Below are 14,628 nucleotides of genomic sequence, written 5' to 3'. Positions count from 1 at the left end.
CCTCTGTAATTAATGTCACTAGTTTATCAGCCGATCGTAAAACTGTACGCAAAAAACCGGTTAGTGGTCGGATACGACCCCTAACCGGCAAAATATCGGTTATGAAATACAATAAGTTGCTCACGAAGAACTAGTGTTATAGATGAAGCATTGCCCTGACGCGAACATTAATAACCGGTAAGTGACAATCAAACACTAGTCTTTCTTGAAAACTAACCATTTGGACAAGAAATAGTTTGCCACTAATGCGATGCCGTGACCAATCACCTTGGTCATCGTCCCGTTCACTGATAAGACCGAAATGCCTAACCATAAAATGACGGCTTCAATCAAGTAAGTGGCGACTCGAGTCCCATAAAAAGTTGAGACTTCTTTGACTAGGCTCTTCGTTTCATGCTGGAACACGAACATCTTGTTGACGATAAATGAGAATAACACACTCAAAAACCAGTCGATCAAGTTCGCAATTTGATATTCAATGCCAAACGTATGATATAACAAATAGAATAACGCCACGTTGAAAACAACTGTGATTACACCCCATAACGCATACAGTTGTAATTCATTATTGGCTTTTTCTTCCACGGCTTCTAACTCTTCTTCAAACTCCGCCTCAGTATGTGGTACTGGACGTTCCTTATCTTTATCCATCAATCGGTTCCCCACTTATGCTAATAATTTTGTAAATAATTGTTCATATAACTTAATAAAACGTTGGTACATATCCAAATCGACATATTCATTCACTTGATGTGCCGTAATATTTCCTGGACCAAAGACGATGATCTCCATGTCCGGATTCTTCACGATGTAAGAGGACGCATCCGTCCCACCCGGTGCCCCAAAGTATGGTAAGGCTTGGGTCAAGATTTGTTCGCCAACTTGCTTAGCTAACTGGACTAGATTTGCTTCTGCTGGCGTATGCACTGGATAAAAGCTATCCTGCACGTCCAACGTTAAATCAGCGCCCGCGGCATTGCAATCTGCAATAATTTTTTCAATAGCGGCAATAATCTTGTCATTGCGTAATTCAGGAATAGTCCGAACTTTGACTGACATTTCAGCGCTGGCTGGCACGGTGTTAATCTGTTCGCCACCCTTAATCAAAGTAACGACTGGAACGGTCGCGCCCAAAACAGGATTAGTCACGGCCTTGAAACTGTCAAAATAGGCATTTTGTTGTTGATAAAAGGTCATCAACATGTCAATCGCATTTTTACCAATGGTTGGCATTGAACTATGGGCCGCCACCCCTTTGGCCCGCACAGTATAGGTCAAGGACCCTTTATGTGCTAATTCGATAAAATGTTGTTCTGTTGTCGGATTAGCTGCCATCATTTTTTCAGCCGTTTCCGCATCAACGCCGAGCATGGCTTGAATTGGCTTTTGCGTCAATAACTGTTTGTCAGCACCACTTGGTTCACCGACAATTAAGGCATCGAGATCATCCGCGTAACCTAAATCAACTAATTGTTCTGCGCCTAAATGACCATCTTCCTCACCAACCGTTGCCATTAACCGCAATGTTCCGTGTAAGGGCACATCGGCTTCTTTCAAGTTGATCAACGCAAAGACACCAGCCATTAGCCCAGCTTTCATGTCGGTCGCGCCACGGCCAAAGAGCCGATTATCTTTGATTGCAGCAGATAGTGCTGGCACGGCCCATTTGCTCTCATCACCGAGGGCAACGGTATCTTCGTGGCCATCAAAACCAACAACTGGCCCATTGCCGTCCCCAATTTCTGCCACTAAACTTGTCCGATTAGGCGCGTAGTCGATCAATTTAGCTGCGATACCATGTTGTTCAAGTAGTTTGGCCAAATAATCAGCAACTGACTTTTCGTTGTCGTTAACGGTGTTCATTTTGACAATATCACTTAATGCTTGGATTGTTTCATCCATTTTTGTCACCCCAGAATAGTTTTAAACTGATATACACAATTTATGTTTCAATTCGATTACATCACTTTTCAAGCCTTGGTGCAAGTCCTCGAAGCTAATCCACCGACTTTAACGCATCTAACATGTTAACGTGCTTCAATTTGCGATGCATCATCACCATCACGATCAAGCTGAATGCCACGGTCAACAAAGCTGAATAAACATAGCTTAGTGGGTGAATACCCGGCGAGAACATCAAGGCGTTTGTCTCGGCGGTCTGGAGAATATAGTGATGAAGCCAATCGCCCAAGAAACAGCCGACAATAATGCCTAATCCCGTTAAGATCAAGTTTTCCCGGAAAATATACATGGTGACTTCACCGTCATAAAAGCCGAGTACTTTAATCGTCGACAGCTCGCGAATCCGTTCAGAAACATTAATATTTGTCAGATTGTATAACACGACTAATGCCAATGCACCGGCAGAGATCACGAAGATCAACACGACGAGGTTCATGCTATCAAACATCTTGAACGTCGTCTTCTTCTCCGTCGCCATTAGCGTCACGTTCATCATGCCAGCTTGTTTTAGCAAGGTATCCGCATAGGCGTTGGCCTGATGTTCACTGGCAGAATTAAATTGCACGTAATTACTATTATAGACGGCTTTTTTACCAAAAACAGTCTGATAATAGCTCGAACTAATATAAACAAAATGATTAACATAGTTTTCGGCAATTGCGGCGATCTTAACGTGCTTGGCCGTTTGACCGGCTAACTTGAGTGGTAACGTGTCCCCAACTTTAACGTGGTACAGCTTGGCTAACTTTTCATCAATGATGGCGCCTTGATTGCCAAGCTGGTAACGTTTATGATTCTGTCGTTGCCGTAATGTCACAAACGTGTTCAAGCGTTGTGGTTGAGCTGGTACGCCTAACGTCACAGTCTGTTCGGCGACGCCAGCCGTCTTGATCGTTGCTTGCGCAGATTTCAAAGCGAGACTCGCGTGGTAAATTTTTGGTCGACTGATGGTCCGCTTTTGAGCAGCCGTCTCACGCCCAGTCCGAGTCACAATGGCATCATAATGCCACAACTCATTGAACTGCTTCGCGCCAATATCCCCGATAGAATCTTTGAGACCAAAACCTGTAATCATCATGGCCATACAGCCAGCAATCCCAAGCACGGTCATCAGTAGTCGTTGTTTATATCGAAATAGATTCCGTAACGTGATTTTATGATTGAAACTCAGGCGACGCCAAAATCCCGTCCAACGTTCCAACCAGAGGGTCTTGCCGGCTTTAGGCGCTTTCGGTTGCAGCAACTGAGCTGGTAGACTCCGTAGATCGACCCGCAACACAACCAATGCTGTTCCTAACGTACATAACAGCGCAATCACTAACGCAATCAGAATATCTGACCAGATGTATTGGACACTAATAGCTGGCAAATTATACATGCTACCATAGGCCTGCGCGATAAATTGGGGGAAGAAATTCACCCCAAAAATCACGCCCAGTCCCGTCCCAATCAACGCGGCCAAGCCACCATAGATCATGAACTCGCTACCCACGGCGGTATTCGAGTAACCTAACGCCTTCAAGGTCCCCATTTGTAATCGGAGTTCTTCGACCATCCGCGTCATCGTGGTCAAACAGATCAAGGCTGCAATGGCAATAAAGAACAATGGGAAGACGGTCGACAAGGCCACGACCCGTTGCGTATTCTCATGATATTCGGTATAGCCCGGATTATCAGATCGATTCGTATAGATATACGTTGGGGCTTTGATTGCCGCCACCTTAGCTTCAGCTTGTTTGAGTTGCTGAGTTAGACTAACTAACTGTGGCGTGGTTGCTGGCACTTGCGTCTTTAAAGTAGCCACAGTTTTCGCCAAGGGGGCAATCTTTTGCCGCGCCTGACGTTGTAAACTTTGTTGGCGTTGCTTCGCCTGAGGCCGCAACCAACGCTTTAACTTGGTCGTATTTTCACGATTCCGCCGGTTGTATTTCGCCGTATATGGCGTCACGCCAATTAAGTTCTTAAATTGCACATCGAGCCGCGTCGTCACACCAGTCTTCAGCGTGTGCGGCCGCACATACGCAAAATAATCAAGCGTCCCTTTGCCGACGGTCGTCACGCCACGACTCGTATTTTCCACATAACGTGGCGAGTTCACAAAACCGACCACCGTAAACGTCCGACGCTTAAATTGCTGATTAAGCGCTTTGCTGCTAACGATGCGATAGGTCGAGCCAATTTTCAAACTAGGCTGTAACGTCTGGGCCTGTGAATCAAGCACGATTTCATTAGCACGCTGTGGCAAACGACCACTCACCACGCGCAACCGATTTAGACGCTGCGTCGTCGGTAATTCTGCCACGCGGACCACCCGATTATTATTAAGCTGATTCACATCGAGCGTCTTGACTGCTTGATAGTTCAGCACATCGCGATGTTTTGCTAAGACCTGCGTATCAGCCTTTGTCAGTCCCAATGTGGATTGCACACTATTGGTCGCTAACTGTTGCTTGGCGAAATAGTCATCCGCCGCCTGTAACATATCCGGCCCCGTCGCCCGAATTCCCGTATAGAAAGCCACACCCAGAAAAATAATTAATAGAATGGAAAAGAAGCGGGCTTTCGACCGCCAAATTTCACGCAGTATCGCTTTAAAATAAGCCTTCGTCATTAATTACTCACCTACCAGTCAATGTCTGCTAATGGCGTTGGGTGGTCATTATGAACGACCGATTGAACTTGCGCGTCGTTAATCCGAATGACTTGGTCGCCCATCTGCGCGATGGCGCTATTGTGCGTCACAATAATGACCGTCGTTTGTGTCTGTTGCGCCGCATCCTGAATAACCTGTAGCACTTGTTTCCCAGTCCGATAATCCAGTGCCCCAGTCGGTTCGTCACACAACAATAGCTTCGGATTCTTAGCTACCGCCCGCGCAATCGCGACTCGTTGCTGTTCCCCACCGGATAATTGTGCTGGAAAGTTACCGGCACGCTCAGTTAATCCAACCAACTTCAGCGTCTCATCCACATCACGCGCGTCCTTGGTAATTTGTGACGCCAATTCCACATTCTCACGAGCCGTCAAATTAGGGACTAAATTATAAAACTGGAACACAAAGCCCACTGCTTGGCGGCGATAAGTCGTCAGCTGCTTCGCCGAAAATTGCGCAATATCTTCGCCATCAACCAAAACTTGCCCACTAGTCGGCGTGTCCATACCACCTAAAATATTTAATAACGTTGATTTGCCCGCACCACTCGGCCCTAAAATCGTCACGACTGACCCTTGTGCGACTTCAAACGACAACTCGCGATTAGCCACCGTTCGTTGACTCCCATTACGAAATTCGCGGGTCTCTTTGATTACTTCGATATACGCCATATTGAGCGCCTCCTATGTATTCGGTTACATTTATATCATACCTTAAATTTAGTTAACCCGCGGCTTTTCACCCGAATCTGACCGACTTTTTGATAATCGCTAAACGATCATGAAAAATGTGGTGGCTCAGTTATCGGATTATGACTGATTCTAAATCAGGTGAGCATATTTTCACCCATCACGATTGGCGACACAAAAAGAGCCTGGAAATTATTCCAGACTCATCGGTCGTACTAGTAAATGTCTCACTGCCAGTGACATTACAGCTCACCGAAGCCAGCCATTTTCAATTACTCATCATCACGGTCAGCGAAATAGGCGGCCTTTTGTTTAGCCCAATAGTCGCGATCTTTGTCAGTAATTTTCCGCAACACGTGGCAAGGATTGCCCACCGCCACGACGCCATCCGGAATATCCTTAGTGACCACTGAACCAGAACCAATGACGACATTGGACCCAATTGTCACGCCGGGGTTCACGACCACATTGCCCCCAAACCAAACATCGTTGCCAATCGTGATGGGCTGACCATATTCAAGTTGTTCGGCGCGAATTTCAGCATCGATCGGATGGCCTGCCGTATATAAGCCGACCCGTGGCCCCATGAAGACGTTGTCGCCAATTGTAATTCGGGCAACATCAATAAAAATGGCATCATAATTCGCATAAAAATTGGCCCCAATTGTCGTATTACTACCATAGTCCGTGTGGAAAGGTGGTTCCACATAGCCATTCGACCCGATTTTGTTAAATAACTGACTTAACAATTCGGTCCGATAGTCGCCGTCATTTTCAGTCGTTTGGCTGTAAATTCGGGCAAGTCGCTTACCACGACGACTTTCACGACCCAATTCAGCATCATCCGCAATATAGAGTTCGCCCGCTAACATTCGTTCTTTTTGTGTTTTCATAATTAAAATAATCCTCCGCTAACTTTTAAAATCACCACTGCTAAAGTTAACCACATCGTGATACCGATTTCAACGCCAGTCTGACCCATTTTTAAAAGTCAATTGTCCCATTTTATCAAGCTTGCCGACCGCGTAAACTTGACTAAGTAAATCTTTTAAGTTTTTTTAGCACTCCTCGACGAGCGGTTCGTATATAATAAGAGTTATACACACATTTAAGGGGAGTCGAAAACAGTGAAAACATTTAAAAATATCATGAGTTGGGTGCTGCCTATCCTGATTGGACTCGGATTAGCCCTCCTCATCCGCCAGTTCTGGTTCACGATGGTCCGCGTTGATGGGACTTCCATGCAACCGAACCTCCAAAATAACGAGCGGGTCGTCGCCTTTAAGACTAGTAAGATCAAGGCAGGCTCCGTCGTCGTCTTTGATGCTTACGGCCTAGATCCTGACCAAACATCGAAAAAAGCCGTTTACGTCAAGCGGGTCATTGGGATGCCCGGGGATACCGTTCGCTACACTAACGCTGGTAAACTTTACGTGAACAACAAACTCATCAAACAAACGTATTTGAAGAATAGTTATCAACAGACCACTGGTTCCTTCATGGCCAATAGTCACAGCAAATTCACCGGCTGGACGTTGAACAGTTTGAGCCATGATCAAGATGGTTGGCAGACAAAAGTGACTAATAACAAAGTGCCAAAGGGGCATTACTTCGTGATGGGTGATCATCGTAGCGTCTCTAACGATGGCCGCTATTGGGGGTTCGTGCCGAAGAGCAAGATGATTGGTGTCGTCAAAGCTTGGCCTTGGCAAAATCGTAAACAATATATTAACAGTTTCCAACCAGCTTATTAAGCGGAAAAAGGGCTCTCGCAACCAACTTGAATTTCCAAGTTGATTACGAGAGCTCTTTTGTTTTTATCCACAGTGGATAACTTATTTAAAAATCCATTTAGTCACAAGGTGATTAAGTAACCGCCCTGGCCGCGCTTGATCAACTAAAATCAAACCGACCAGTAAGATCCAGAATTGCCCCCACTGATTGTGGCGTGCCCAGGCCATTAGCCCAATGACCACGACCGCCATCGCCGGAACTAAAACCAAACTTACTCGCCGCTGTTGCTTAATCATGCGACTTCGCCCGGTAATCCTTAACCCAAAAATAACCACAAATGAATGGACTGATTAACACGAAGATAACCGCCATCAAAATATTTTTAAAGAAGTTAATAAACTCATCCATAAAATTACTTTTAGCTTCAACTTGCGGTGTCAACACGGTTGGCACAGGCTTAGGCTTCGTACGTTTCACTGGAGCCGACCAAGTGTGTCCAGAATCTTGAATAATCTGCTCGTCATCTGGCCGAGTTGACGGCGTTTCTTTAGGCTGACGACGCCAGACCTGAAAGATTTTCGGCCAACGATATTTAATGATTGGTAACAGGATCAACGCACAAATAATACTATAAATAACTAGCGGATTGAACTCCAAAATAATGCGATTCACGGTTTGGCGCGCGGTAAAAAACATGATGATAAACACCGCAATTGCGCCATAAAACCAACTACTAATTAAATTGCCTGCTCGCCACATTTATCTAACCTGCCTTTACGTTTAGCGCTAAACGAACCATACTTTTACACTGTAAGCCATTCTCATAAATTGGTTCAGGATAGTTATCCACAAAATAATTCACCCAAACACTCACCATTTCAAAACCAGCGTGTTGATACAAGGCTAATTGCCGCAATGATGAATTACCAGTGCCAATCTGCAGTTGTTCACAGGTAGTATCCTGTTGACAACTTTTGATTACCATTTGTAATAATGCCTTGGCAATCCCCCGGTGTTGATAACTCGGAGAAACTGCCACGATCGTAATTTCTTTGACTGTTGCCGTTTGCGGCTGCAACACTAAAACACCAACGATTTTGCCAGCTAATTGATAGCCATAAATCGTGGCCTGTTCTAACGCTTGCTGGACTTTTGACCAATCAGGATCAGCTAATAACAACAATTCTTTCGGTACCTGACTGACCTGAATCGGCGTAATCATCGTACTCGCCGTTTAGCAGCATGATGTTGAAACCCGTTGCCCCAACAGACATACGGGGCAATGACTGCAATGATAACAAGCACATAGTCTGGTAGAGTCAGATTAGCCGCTTGCGTCACAACCAAGTAGGCTAAAAAGGCCGTCCAAAGTACCGGCACAATCCCGCCAACCCAAAAGTAACGACTGGCAGAGAACACGAACTCCTCTAACACAAAAATGATAATCGCAATAATTCCAAGTGTGATTAACGTCATACGATAACCCCCTACCTGTGCATAACTATTTTTTGAGCTGCTTTAACATATCCACAAAGCGGCCAATTTGTAAGTTGTCCACATCTTCCGCTGAATAGTAGATAATCATTTGTTGCTGTTGCGCGGCAGATAAATTCGCTTGTGAGCCAAAATAAACTAAATAAACGGCATCGTCTTTTTTAGTCAACGTTTTACCGTAATCCGTGTCCAAAGTAAACGTGTAATCTGCGCCTAATTGGTCACTTAACGCATCGATAAAACCCTGAATTGCCTTAGTTGTCACTGTTTCTTGACCAGCAACGACACTCGTAACGACATAAACTTGCATGTTAAAACCTCGCTATAATTAATTTTTTAATGATGACTCAATTCCTTATCCACATTATCGCAGATTAGTGCAGGACGCAAGCAACTCCTGACCATCGATATTTAGCGTAGCGTCAACTTATCCCCAGCTTTATCCACGATAGTGACCGTGCTTGCAGCGACTTGTTCATCGGTTGCTAACTGCCCCGTCAAATCAAACCGCAGTTTGCGTAAAACTGCTGGGTCGACGACGATCAGTGCCCGACCTTGATCAGGTGTTGCCGCCACGATTTTAGCCAAACCGGCTTGATATCGTTGCCAGAATTCAGCCCCACTCTCAGCTAAACTGTCAACATCGTGATCATGAATCAAGTTTTGGATTTCAGTCGGGGTCTGATCAGCCTCAAAAGCCGCAACCGTTGGATAACCAAGTTTCGTTGCGAAACCTGACCAAACGGCTGAGCGTTCCAAGCCTTCAAAACCACCGTAAAATGGCGCCCGTAACGCCGCCTTTGTTTGCAATTTTAATGGGCCAGCCTGTGCCGCTAAAATCGCACGACCAGTTTGCACGCCACGACTCGTATCGCTCGCGAAGGCTGTATCAAATTTGACTGTTGCCAACTGTTGACCGAGCGTCTGACTGGCTTGTTGACCAGCTGGGGTTAATGGGGTCCCACTCCAGCCCTGAAAGCGATCAAGTTGATCAAAATAAGTTGTTCCGGTCACAGCTAAGTACAAGGTGATAGTTTTCATGTTGTGGTCCTACTTCCGTTTAAGTTATTCCCCAATCATAGCATAAAAGCGAGGCGCCCACCGGCTTCCTCGCTTTTATACCCAAATTTTAAGTAATCTCTAAAACTGACTGGTGCTTGGCGTCTCCGGTCGCTGCTGATAACATGCGGTCTTGGGACCAGGTCGAGCTTAATCACGTGCACAAGCGTTGAAAAAAGTACTGGCCAGCTTAAAAGGTAGCTGACACAACTACTTGAAGTAGCTTTAACAAACCATTTGATCACATCAACACTTTGCAGCCACAACTGGTTAGACCACACAACAAACTGCAATCGTTTAAACAACTTATCAACAAATCACCAACCTACTCTGATTGCTTTCCATCAGCAGACCAGTTAAGCTTTGGTTGACTTGATAGCCTCCTGATCATCATTAAAATAATCATTTTTAACAGCTAGCATTGCCGCAGCAACCGCCCCATCTTGAAGTTGATAAGGTTTTACAGAAACTGGCTGCACCTCAACCCCATTAATTAAGAATTGATTCTGTGCTAAAAAGCGATTCAAAATTTTTACTAATGGTACCAACTCGAATAATTGCCCATGTAAAATAATCCGTTTAGACGCAATCATCACCGATAAATTATTCAAGGCAATCGCTAAATATTTCATCGCATTCGTCAAAATCGTAATAATCCCATCATCGCCCATTGTAAAAGCCTGCATAATGGCTTTAATCGTAATATGTTCGGCATCCGCTACTAACTGATGTAAATAAGTTGAGGCTGTATTTTGATATAAAATCTGTGCTTTTTTAATAATCCAAGCCTCACTGGCATAAGTTTGGAGACAGCCCCGACGACCACACTCACAGAACTCACCGTCTGGATTCACGATCATATGCCCGACTTCACCAACGAGAAAATTATCCGCACCATAAACTTTACCTTGATAAACGTATGACGCAAACATGCCCCGACTAACATGGAAAAAGATATACCCATCAGCCACCGTTTCGTGCGGTAGTAATCGTTCCGCCGCCGCCATACAATGCACATTATTTTCTAAAAAGGTTGGTAACGACACCTCAGCCAATGCAGTGTCGATATTAAACTGCTGCCAAGTCTGATTGTTGCTGGCAATCACGTGACTCGTCCGATTAAAATGACCCGGAACTGAGATTCCGATTGCTTGTGGCTGATAAGCTTGCGTTTTTTCAATAAACGCCGCTAACTGTTCATGATACTTTTCCGCAGAAATTTGTTTCGCCTGCAATGTCTCAGTCACTGGATAAGTCGCTTGTTCAACGACACTCCCAAGATTATCAGTCAAACAAAACGTGAAATTCTTTTCTGAAAGTTCACTGCCAATATAATACGCTTGCTGTGGCTTAGCCGCTAATAAGATGCGGCGCCGCCCAGAGCCTGCCGTACTTGGTCCGGTTTCACCGACTTCAATCACTTTTCCTGTTGCAATTAACTCTCCAACAATATCACTGGTAATGGCAGCAGTAATTCCCGTCAGATGGGCAATATCGACCCGAGAAATCTGATGCTGAGCATAAATCAAGTCTAAAATTTGACTCCGTTGTTCATTACGACGTTTGCTAACTTTCATAAGCCACTTCCTCATCTAACTCAAACAGCTGTTAATTACTTTCATAAAATAAATTAAACAGCAAGAATATCCAAAAATCAAGCTTGACAAATTACTTTTTAGATTATATTATCAATTTGTTAACGTAAATAAATAATTAATTATGTCAGAAAAGTCTTTTCTACAAGTTTTTAAATTATTTTTAGCTATTAATCATGCTCCTCAAAAAAATTCAAAAGGGGTTTCCATTATGCACAAATTTATGGATGGTTTAGAAAAGTATCTCCTACCAATAGCAAATAAGATTGGTAATCAAAAATTCTTAGTTGCGCTACGTGATTCCTTCATTGGGACGATGCCAGCTGTCATGACTGGGTCATTAGCACTATTATTCAACGCCTTTTTAGTTGATATTCCGGGTCAATTTGGTTGGACCGGTTTTATCAATTCCATGACTTGGTTAGCGGATCTCAATAGTTTGATTTTCCGCGGGACTGTTTCAGTCGTTTCATTAATTTTTATTTTCTCTTTGGGTGTAAACGTTGCCAAAATCTACAAAACCGACCGTTTATCCAGTGGAATCGTAGCTTTCTCAGCATTCATCATTGCCATTGGAAATTCAGTTAGTTCAACTTTTGACCTCACTCAAGCTAAAGGTGACCTCAGCGCCATGTTTAAAGGCGTCGAGGGTCTCTCTGTTCATGGTCACAAACTTTCAGTTACTGTCACTGGGTTGATTCCGGGTGCCCAAGTTAATTCAAATGGTTACTTTACCGCAATCTTAATCGGCTTCTTAGCTGCTATTATTTTCTCCAAGATCATGAATAAAAATTGGACGATTAAATTGCCAGACTCAGTACCACCGGCAATTGCCACACCGTTTCTTTCAATTGTACCCGCTTTCATTTCACTCTACGTCGTCGGCATTTTCATCACTATCTTCAACCATATTACTGGTGAATTGTTGATCGATTGGATTTACAAAGTGCTGCAAACACCACTTTTGGGGATGTCGCAAAACTTCTTCGCCGTCATCGCAATTGCCGTGTTGACACAACTATTCTGGTTCTTCGGGATTCACGGTGGGAACGTTATGGCCCCAATCATGGAAGGTGTTTTCGGGGTAGCGCTGTTAGCTAACTTGGACGCTTACCAACATCATCAAGCGATTCCTTACTTGTGGACCAGCGTGTCATACAGTGCCTTCGTTTGGTACGCCACCTTGGGACTGTTAATCGCGATTTTCTGGCAATCACATAACAGCCACTATCGTGAAGTGGCCAAATTAGGATTAGCCCCCGTACTCTTCAACATCGGCGAACCTGTGATGTATGGCTTACCAACTGTTTTGAACCCACTACTGTTCATTCCATTTATTCTTTGTCCAGCAGTGCTTTCTGGGGTCGCTTATGAAGCCACTGCCTTAGGTTGGGTTCAACCCGTCACTCAAAATATCACTTGGGTGATGCCACCAATTCTTTACGGCTTCTTTGCAACTGCTTTCGACTGGCGCTCAATTGTCTTATCATTAGTCAACTTAGCCCTAGCAACCTTCATTTACCTCCCATTCGTAAAAATGGCCGATCACGAAAAAGTTGCTGATTAAGCAAAAACATCTTTAGACGAATTGAGGCTGTGGCACTTGTCACAGCCTCATTGTCAATTATAAAAAGGGATTTGATATTTGATGAAATTTGAAGTTAAAGACCAATTTGAACTCAACGGTAAACCGTTCAAAATTCTTTCGGGCGCCGTCCATTACTTTCGGATCCACCTTAGTCAGTGGGCTGACACGTTATACAACCTGAAAGCCCTGGGATTTAATACAGTTGAAACCTATATTCCTTGGAACTTCCATGAGCCTCAGCCCAATCAGTTTGATTTTAGTGGCCAACTCGACATAGAAAAATTCATTCAGACTGCTCAAGCACTCAATCTATATGTTATTTTACGGCCAAGCCCATTTATTTGTGCCGAATGGGAATTTGGTGGCCTGCCAGCTTGGCTACTAAACCAGCCCAATAGCCGTTTACGTGCCAATGACCCACAATTTTTGGCAGCCGTTGAACGCTATTACCAGAACTTGCTCCCTCATTTAGTCCCTTACCAAGTGGACAATGGTGGCCCCGTTTTAATGATGCAAATTGAAAATGAATATGGCTCATTTGGCGAAGACCAGGCTTATCTCAAACAAGTTCGTGACGATTTAAGGGCTGGTGGGGTCACGGTGCCGCTCTTCACTTCCGATGGGACTTGGCCGGAAGCTTTAGCAGCCGGAACGCTCATTGATGACGACGTATTAGTGACTGGTAATTTTGGCTCGCATGCGGTTGAAAATTTTGACGCAATGACCGCATTCTTTAATGCCCATCATCAACAGTGGCCATTAATGTGCATGGAATATTGGGACGGCTGGTTCAGTCGTTGGGGTGAACCCGTCATTCGTCGCGACATTCCGGAAATGATTGCTGATTTAAAGGCCCTGCTACAACGTGGTAGTCTCAACTTATACATGTTCCGTGGTGGGACTAACTTTGGCTTCATGAATGGTTGCTCGGCCCGCAAAAACCACGACTTACCACAAGTCACCAGCTATGATTACGATGCAATCTTATCTGAAGCGGGCGTGCCAACCAAGAAATACTTTGCGCTACAAAAAATGCTAAAAGAACTCTGGCCGAACTTACCACAAGCGACACCGCGGACACCCAAGTTAACGGCCTATGCAACGGTTGCGGCCGATGGACAAGTTGGCCTGCTGACTTGTGCCGATTACTTTACGACGACCATTAGTCGTTATCCGTTATCGTTTGAACAATTGGCCCATTATTATGGTTACGTCCTCTATCGCACGACTGCGAATACGCCGCGGCCGACCGAAGCCTTAAAAGTAATCGACGCCAATGATAACGTCCAACTGTTCGCAAACCAACGTCTATTAGCTAGTCAAACGGGTGAAGCCATCGGTGATGAGCTCACCTTTGCTGCGCCAAAAACAACGACTCAAATTGACGTGCTCGTCGAAAATCAAGGTCGCGTCAACTACGGTTATAAATTACAAGCACCTTCACAACGCAAAGGTATCAAGGGTGGGGTCATGGTTGATCATCAATTTCAAATCAACTGGCAACAAATTTTAGTTGATTTTGATCAGGAATTACTCGCGCGATTACCATATCAACCGGTCACCACGCAACATCCAACACAACCAACCTTGACCCACTTTACGGTTCATTTGGCACAGGTTCAGAGTACTTTCATTGACTGCTCCGAATATGGTAAAGGCTGTATCATTGTTAACGGCACTAATATTGGGCGCTACTGGGCACGTGGGCCAATTCATTCTTTATACGTTCCAGCTGGACTATTAAAGCCAGAAAATGAAATTGTCGTTTTTGAAACGGAATACACCAGAGTTGACTCACTCAAATTTCTCGACCATCCCTTAATCGATCAGGAAAACCCAAGTTAACTCAGTCGT

15 protein-coding genes are annotated in these 14,628 nt (G+C 44.6%); 3 read left to right on the top strand and 12 right to left on the bottom strand.

Annotation, left to right across the window (positions count from 1 at the left end; genetic code table 11):
• Window positions 1-195: 195 nt before the first annotated feature.
• From FFM70_RS06560 to FFM70_RS06540, 5 genes are all read right to left on the bottom strand, one after another.
• Window positions 196-651 carry a GtrA family protein gene (locus FFM70_RS06560; protein WP_137616048.1) on the bottom strand — a complete coding sequence of 152 codons (456 nt, stop codon included), beginning with the start codon at window positions 649-651 and terminating at the stop codon, window positions 196-198.
• Between the two features lie 15 nt (window positions 652-666).
• Window positions 667-1,902 carry an ArgE/DapE family deacylase gene (locus tag FFM70_RS06555; protein WP_137616047.1) on the bottom strand — a complete coding sequence of 412 codons (1,236 nt, stop codon included), beginning with the start codon at window positions 1,900-1,902 and terminating at the stop codon, window positions 667-669.
• A 94-nt stretch (window positions 1,903-1,996) separates the two neighbouring features.
• Window positions 1,997-4,573, bottom strand: a complete 2,577-nt coding sequence (locus tag FFM70_RS06550; RefSeq protein WP_137616046.1) for an ABC transporter permease — start codon at window positions 4,571-4,573, stop codon at window positions 1,997-1,999.
• Between the two features lie 11 nt (window positions 4,574-4,584).
• Complete coding sequence (locus FFM70_RS06545; RefSeq protein ID WP_137616045.1) at window positions 4,585-5,286, bottom strand: ABC transporter ATP-binding protein; 702 nt, start codon at window positions 5,284-5,286, stop codon at window positions 4,585-4,587.
• Window positions 5,287-5,576: 290 nt separating this feature from the next.
• Entirely contained in the window at window positions 5,577-6,197 is a 621-nt protein-coding gene (locus FFM70_RS06540; protein ID WP_137616044.1) for a sugar O-acetyltransferase, read from the bottom strand.
• 234 nt (window positions 6,198-6,431) lie between these two features.
• Here FFM70_RS06540 and lepB point away from each other — a divergent pair, with 234 nt between their 5' ends.
• On the top strand, window positions 6,432-7,058 hold the full coding sequence (lepB, locus tag FFM70_RS06535; protein WP_137616043.1) for a signal peptidase I: 627 nt from the start codon (window positions 6,432-6,434) through the stop codon (window positions 7,056-7,058).
• Between the two features lie 81 nt (window positions 7,059-7,139).
• Here lepB and FFM70_RS06530 read toward each other — a convergent pair whose 3' ends face one another.
• From FFM70_RS06530 to FFM70_RS06500, 7 genes are all read right to left on the bottom strand, one after another.
• Window positions 7,140-7,334 (bottom strand): hypothetical protein, encoded by a 195-nt coding sequence (locus FFM70_RS06530; RefSeq protein WP_137616042.1) that lies wholly within the window; start codon window positions 7,332-7,334, stop codon window positions 7,140-7,142.
• Entirely contained in the window at window positions 7,327-7,797 is a 471-nt protein-coding gene (locus FFM70_RS06525) for a hypothetical protein (RefSeq protein WP_137616041.1), read from the bottom strand. The genes FFM70_RS06530 and FFM70_RS06525 overlap by 8 nt, the downstream gene beginning before the upstream one ends.
• Window positions 7,798-7,801: 4 nt before the next feature.
• On the bottom strand, window positions 7,802-8,260 hold the full coding sequence (locus FFM70_RS06520; protein WP_137616040.1) for a GNAT family N-acetyltransferase: 459 nt from the start codon (window positions 8,258-8,260) through the stop codon (window positions 7,802-7,804).
• Window positions 8,257-8,514 carry a hypothetical protein gene (locus FFM70_RS06515; protein WP_137616039.1) on the bottom strand — a complete coding sequence of 86 codons (258 nt, stop codon included), beginning with the start codon at window positions 8,512-8,514 and terminating at the stop codon, window positions 8,257-8,259. Before FFM70_RS06515 ends, FFM70_RS06520 begins: the two co-directional genes overlap by 4 nt.
• 25 nt (window positions 8,515-8,539) lie before the next feature.
• A complete protein-coding gene (locus FFM70_RS06510; protein ID WP_137616038.1) occupies window positions 8,540-8,842 on the bottom strand; it encodes a hypothetical protein in 303 nt (100 codons plus the stop codon).
• 101 nt (window positions 8,843-8,943) lie between these two features.
• Window positions 8,944-9,573, bottom strand: coding sequence for a histidine phosphatase family protein (locus FFM70_RS06505; RefSeq protein WP_137616037.1), 630 nt, complete (start codon window positions 9,571-9,573; stop codon window positions 8,944-8,946).
• 374 nt (window positions 9,574-9,947) lie between these two features.
• On the bottom strand, window positions 9,948-11,168 hold the full coding sequence (locus tag FFM70_RS06500; protein ID WP_171002318.1) for an ROK family protein: 1,221 nt from the start codon (window positions 11,166-11,168) through the stop codon (window positions 9,948-9,950).
• Between the two features lie 229 nt (window positions 11,169-11,397).
• Between FFM70_RS06500 and FFM70_RS06495 the strand changes: the two genes are divergently transcribed.
• Both FFM70_RS06495 and FFM70_RS06490 read left to right on the top strand, forming a co-directional pair.
• Entirely contained in the window at window positions 11,398-12,753 is a 1,356-nt protein-coding gene (locus FFM70_RS06495; RefSeq protein WP_137616035.1) for a PTS sugar transporter subunit IIC, read from the top strand.
• Between the two features lie 78 nt (window positions 12,754-12,831).
• Window positions 12,832-14,619: a glycoside hydrolase family 35 protein gene (locus FFM70_RS06490; protein ID WP_137616034.1), complete on the top strand. Its 1,788-nt coding sequence runs from the start codon at window positions 12,832-12,834 to the stop codon at window positions 14,617-14,619.
• Window positions 14,620-14,628: the final 9 nt, after the last annotated feature.

The sequence above is a fragment of the Lactiplantibacillus nangangensis genome, assembly GCF_005405065.1.
Classification (GTDB): Bacteria; Bacillota; Bacilli; order Lactobacillales; family Lactobacillaceae; genus Lactiplantibacillus; species Lactiplantibacillus nangangensis.
This window is presented reverse-complemented; position numbering and strand designations above follow the sequence as displayed.

Bases quoted from the DNA above. Each gene is read 5' to 3' on its own strand.
- FFM70_RS06560 (WP_137616048.1), bottom strand. From the start codon at position 651: ATGGATAAAGATAAGGAACGTCCAGTACCACATACTGAGGCGGAGTTT.
- FFM70_RS06555 (WP_137616047.1), bottom strand. From the start codon at position 1,902: ATGGATGAAACAATCCAAGCATTAAGTGATATTGTCAAAATGAACACC.
- FFM70_RS06550 (WP_137616046.1), bottom strand. From the start codon at position 4,573: ATGACGAAGGCTTATTTTAAAGCGATACTGCGTGAAATTTGGCGGTCG.
- FFM70_RS06545 (WP_137616045.1), bottom strand. From the start codon at position 5,286: ATGGCGTATATCGAAGTAATCAAAGAGACCCGCGAATTTCGTAATGGG.
- FFM70_RS06540 (WP_137616044.1), bottom strand. From the start codon at position 6,197: ATGAAAACACAAAAAGAACGAATGTTAGCGGGCGAACTCTATATTGCG.
- FFM70_RS06530 (WP_137616042.1), bottom strand. From the start codon at position 7,334: ATGATTAAGCAACAGCGGCGAGTAAGTTTGGTTTTAGTTCCGGCGATG.
- FFM70_RS06525 (WP_137616041.1), bottom strand. From the start codon at position 7,797: ATGTGGCGAGCAGGCAATTTAATTAGTAGTTGGTTTTATGGCGCAATT.
- FFM70_RS06520 (WP_137616040.1), bottom strand. From the start codon at position 8,260: ATGATTACGCCGATTCAGGTCAGTCAGGTACCGAAAGAATTGTTGTTA.
- FFM70_RS06515 (WP_137616039.1), bottom strand. From the start codon at position 8,514: ATGACGTTAATCACACTTGGAATTATTGCGATTATCATTTTTGTGTTA.
- FFM70_RS06510 (WP_137616038.1), bottom strand. From the start codon at position 8,842: ATGCAAGTTTATGTCGTTACGAGTGTCGTTGCTGGTCAAGAAACAGTG.
- FFM70_RS06505 (WP_137616037.1), bottom strand. From the start codon at position 9,573: ATGAAAACTATCACCTTGTACTTAGCTGTGACCGGAACAACTTATTTT.
- FFM70_RS06500 (WP_171002318.1), bottom strand. From the start codon at position 11,168: ATGAAAGTTAGCAAACGTCGTAATGAACAACGGAGTCAAATTTTAGAC.
- FFM70_RS06495 (WP_137616035.1), top strand. From the start codon at position 11,398: ATGCACAAATTTATGGATGGTTTAGAAAAGTATCTCCTACCAATAGCA.